The organism is uncultured Amaricoccus sp. (genome assembly GCF_937858865.1).
In the GTDB taxonomy this organism is placed as follows: domain Bacteria; phylum Pseudomonadota; class Alphaproteobacteria; order Rhodobacterales; family Rhodobacteraceae; genus Amaricoccus.
Map to the genome: position 1 here is coordinate 1 of NZ_CALLYO010000577.1, position 4,203 is coordinate 4,203.

Consider the following 4,203-nt stretch of genomic DNA (forward strand, 5'->3'; position numbering starts at 1 on the left):
GCCGATCTCCTGCAGCGCCTCCTTCACCTCGTCGAGCTTGAACGGCTTGATGATGGCTTCGATCTTCTTCATTCCCCGGCTCCCGCCTTGTCCTCTCGGCGATCCTTTCGCCAGTTCGCAGCCCGGACAAATCAATTCGGCCGCGCGGGTTCAATGCGGCGCCGCCGGAGCAGGGCCGCGCATGCGGGAGATTCCTGCCCGCCTGCCTGCCGAATGCACATTCTGCATAATAAATGGGCAGCGGCCGCGCCGGTCCGCGCCGGTCCGCGCCGGTCCGCGCCGCCCTCCACGCCCGGCGGGCGCCAGATTTTTTCGCTCGCGCCTCTCTGACGCGTCTGCTAGAGACCGGCCTCGATCCGGCTCGGGCTGCCGAACGCCCGCGGCCGCGGGCGTGGCGGAATTGGTAGACGCACCAGATTTAGGTTCTGGCGCCGCAAGGCGTGGGGGTTCGAGTCCCTTCGCCCGCACCAGAGGATGACAAGGCGAGGAAAGTCGAAGATGCAGGTCACCCAGACCCTGAACGAAGGCCTGAAGCGGGGCTATGCCATCACGGTGCCCGCCTCCGAGCTCGAGAACAAGGTCACCGAAAAGCTCGAGGAGGCCCGCAAGGACTTCCAGATGAAGGGCTTCCGCAAGGGCAAGGCTCCCGCCGCCCTGATGAAGAAGATGTTCGGCAAGTCGGTCCTCGGCGAGGCGATGCAGGAATCGATCGACGCCGCGATGCGCGAGCACTTCGAGGCGACCGGCGACCGCCCGGCGCTCCAGCCCGAGGTCAAGATGACCAACGAGGACTGGAAGGAGGGCGACGACGTCGAGGTCTCGATGACCTACGAGGCGCTGCCGCAGGTGCCCGAGGTGGCGCTCGCCGAGATCGCGCTCGAGAAGCTCGTGGCCGAGATCGACGACGCCGCGGTCGACGAGGCGCTCGCGAACCTCGCCGCCTCCGCCAAGGACTACGAGGACCGCAAGAAGGGCACCAAGGCCAAGGCCGAGGACCAGGTCGTCATCGACTTCAAGGGCTCGGTCGACGGCGAGCTCTTCGACGGCGGCGCGGCCGAGGACTTCCCGCTCGTCCTCGGCTCGGGCAGCTTCATCCCCGGCTTCGAGGACCAGCTCGTCGGCGTGAAGGCGGGCGACGAGACCGAGGTCAAGGTCACCTTCCCGGAGACCTACGGCGCCAGGCATCTCGCCGGCAAGGAGGCGTCCTTCGCCGTGACGGTGAAGGCGGTGAAGGCGCCGAAGCCGGCCGAGGTCGACGACGCGCTCGCCAAGCGCTACGGCGCGGAGTCGCTCGACGCGCTGAAGGAGCAGGTCCGCGCCCGGCTCGGCGACGAATACGCCCAGGCCAGCCGCCAGATCCTGAAGCGCCGGCTGATGGACGCGCTCGACGAGCGGGTGAGCTTCGACCTGCCGCCGACGCTCGTCGACGTCGAGGCGAAGCAGATCGCCCATCAGCTCTGGCACGAGGAGCACCACGACCACCACGGCCACGAGCACGGCGAGATCGCGCCGACCGAGGAGCACCGCAAGCTCGCCGAGCGGCGCGTCCGCCTCGGGCTGCTCCTGGCCGAGATCGGCAACAAGCACGACATCACCGTGCCGGAGCAGGAGCTGCAGCGCGCGCTCTTCCAGCAGGCGCGGCAGTATCCGGGGCAGGAGCGCCAGTTCCTCGAGTTCGTCCAGAAGAACCCGCAGGCGCTGCAGCAGCTCCGCGCGCCGCTCTTCGAGGAGCAGGTGGTCGACTACATCCTCGGGCAGGCGCAGCTGACCGAGAAGCCGGTCAGCAAGGACGAGCTCCAGAAGGAGATCGAAGCGCTGGACGAGGAAGGCGCGGCACTCGCCCACGCCCACGCCGAGGACTGACGTCCGGCCCGGCCGGCGGCGCACGCCGCCGCACCGCCGCAAGCAGGCCGTCGGCGAAGCTCCGCCGCCGGCCGGGGCGGTGCAGCGCCGCCCGCTCCAGGTCGGCGAGATAGAGCCGGTGCGCAAGCGGGTTCACGTCGGTCACGCTGGTCCTCCACCCGAAAAGGGCTGCCGGCGCGAGGTTCGGCCCGATCGGCAAAGATTCCGTTGATGCTCTCGCGCGCCGCCGCGCCGGACGGCCCCTTGCGGAGGCCGGTCCGGATGACTATTCCTCTGCTGCAACCAGGGCGCGCATCCTTCAGGACGTCCCGGGCAGCGCAAAGGCAGGATCCCCATGAGAGACCCGGTTACGACCTACATGAACCTCGTGCCCATGGTGGTCGAGCAGACCGCCCGCGGCGAGCGCGCCTACGACATCTTCTCGCGGCTCCTCAAGGAGCGGATCATCTTCGTGGCCGGCCCGGTCGAGGACGGCATGTCCACGCTCATCGTGGCGCAGCTCCTCTTCCTCGAGGCGGAGAACCCGAAGAAGGAAATCTCCATGTATATCAACAGCCCGGGTGGTGTCGTCACCTCCGGCCTGTCGATCTACGACACCATGCAGTACATCCGTCCGCCGGTCTCGACGCTCTGCGTCGGCCAGGCGGCGTCGATGGGCTCGCTCCTGCTGACCGCGGGCACCAAGGGGCTGCGCTACAGCCTGCCGAACAGCCGGATCATGGTGCACCAGCCCTCGGGCGGCTTCCAGGGGCAGGCGACCGACATCATGATCCATGCGCGCGAGACGCAGGCGCTCAAGGACCGGCTGAACCAGATCTATCACAAGCACACCGGCCAGCCGGTCGAGGCGATCGAGGCGGCGCTGGAGCGGGACCGCTTCATGACGGCGCAGGACGCCAGGGACTGGGGCCTGATCGACGAGATCGTCACCCAGCGCGACGTCGAGGTGACGCCCACGTGAGGCGCCCGGCCTCCCGGCCGAGGGCGGGAGCCTTTGCGCTTGTAATTGCCCGCTCAAGCATGTCCAATGGCGGCATGCCTGCCGGGTGTATGGCGGACAAGGGTTGATGACGCAGGAAAGAGTGGCGAAAGCCGGAGGCGGAGCATGAGCAAGACAGGCGGCGGCGACGCCAAGAACACGCTCTACTGCTCCTTCTGCGGCAAGAGCCAGCACGAGGTGAGAAAGCTCATCGCGGGCCCGACGGTGTTCATCTGCGACGAATGCGTCGAGCTCTGCATGGACATCATCCGCGAGGAGACCAAGTCGAACCTGGTCAAGTCCTCGGACGGCGTGCCCACGCCGCAGGAGATCTGCAAGGTGCTCGACGACTACGTCATCGGCCAGCAGGTCGCAAAGCGCGTGCTCTCCGTGGCGGTGCACAACCACTACAAGCGCCTCAACCACGCGCAGAAGAACACCGACGTCGAGCTGCAGAAGTCGAACATCATGCTGATCGGCCCGACCGGCTGCGGCAAGACGCTGCTGGCGCAGACGCTCGCCCGCATCCTCGACGTGCCCTTCACCATGGCCGACGCCACGACGCTGACCGAGGCCGGCTACGTCGGCGAGGACGTCGAGAACATCATCCTGAAGCTGCTGCAGTCGGCCGAGTACAACGTCGAGCGGGCGCAGCGCGGCATCGTCTACATCGACGAGGTCGACAAGATCAGCCGCAAGTCCGACAACCCCTCGATCACCCGCGACGTCTCGGGCGAGGGCGTGCAGCAGGCGCTCCTGAAGATCATGGAGGGCACCGTCGCCTCCGTGCCGCCGCAGGGCGGCCGCAAGCACCCGCAGCAGGAGTTCCTGCAGGTCGACACGACGAACATCCTCTTCATCTGCGGCGGCGCCTTCGCCGGCCTCGACAAGATCATCGCCCAGCGGGGCAGGGGCTCGGCCATGGGCTTCGGTGCCGACGTGAAGAGCACCGACGACCGCCGGGTCGGCGAGATCTTCCAGGAGCTCGAGCCCGAGGATCTGCTGAAGTTCGGCCTCATCCCCGAGTTCGTCGGCCGGCTGCCGGTGCTCGCGACGCTGACCGACCTCGACGAGGCGGCGCTCATCACCATCCTCACCGAGCCGAAGAACGCGCTGATCAAGCAGTACCAGCGCCTCTTCGAGATGGAGGACGTGCAGCTCTCCTTCACCGAGGATGCGCTGAAGGCGGTGGCCAGGCGCGCCATCGACCGCAAGACCGGCGCGCGCGGCCTGCGCTCGATCCTCGAGGAGGTGCTGCTCGACACCATGTTCGAGCTCCCCTCGATGCAGGGCGTCGAGGAAGTCGTCGTCAACGAGGAGTGCATCACCCGCAAGGGCGAGCCGCTGCTCATCTACGCCGA

General features: G+C 67.6%; 4 protein-coding genes and 1 tRNA gene. 4 read left to right on the forward strand and 1 reads right to left on the reverse strand.

Translation table 11 applies throughout. From position 1 onward, the window contains the following. Window positions 1-72, reverse strand: a 72-nt coding sequence (locus tag Q0112_RS17135) for a P-II family nitrogen regulator (protein ID WP_297977224.1), incomplete at its 3' end; no start/stop codon positions are given. Between the two features lie 313 nt (window positions 73-385). Here Q0112_RS17135 and Q0112_RS17140 point away from each other — a divergent pair. From Q0112_RS17140 to clpX, 4 genes are all read left to right on the forward strand, one after another. After that, a tRNA-Leu gene (locus tag Q0112_RS17140) sits at window positions 386-470 on the forward strand. Window positions 471-498: 28 nt separating this feature from the next. Beyond that, window positions 499-1,863: a trigger factor gene (gene tig / locus Q0112_RS17145; protein ID WP_297977221.1), complete on the forward strand. Its 1,365-nt coding sequence runs from the start codon at window positions 499-501 to the stop codon at window positions 1,861-1,863. Window positions 1,864-2,197: 334 nt separating this feature from the next. After that, window positions 2,198-2,824 carry an ATP-dependent Clp protease proteolytic subunit gene (locus Q0112_RS17150; RefSeq protein WP_297977222.1) on the forward strand — a complete coding sequence of 209 codons (627 nt, stop codon included), beginning with the start codon at window positions 2,198-2,200 and terminating at the stop codon, window positions 2,822-2,824. Between the two features lie 144 nt (window positions 2,825-2,968). Then, a partial coding sequence (clpX, locus tag Q0112_RS17155) for an ATP-dependent Clp protease ATP-binding subunit ClpX (RefSeq protein WP_297977223.1) occupies window positions 2,969-4,203 on the forward strand: 1,235 nt, incomplete at its 3' end.

Excerpts from the sequence above, each read along its gene's own strand:
- tig (WP_297977221.1), top strand. The coding sequence starts at position 499 with ATGCAGGTCACCCAGACCCTGAACGAAGGCCTGAAGCGGGGCTATGCC.
- Q0112_RS17150 (WP_297977222.1), top strand. The coding sequence starts at position 2,198 with ATGAGAGACCCGGTTACGACCTACATGAACCTCGTGCCCATGGTGGTC.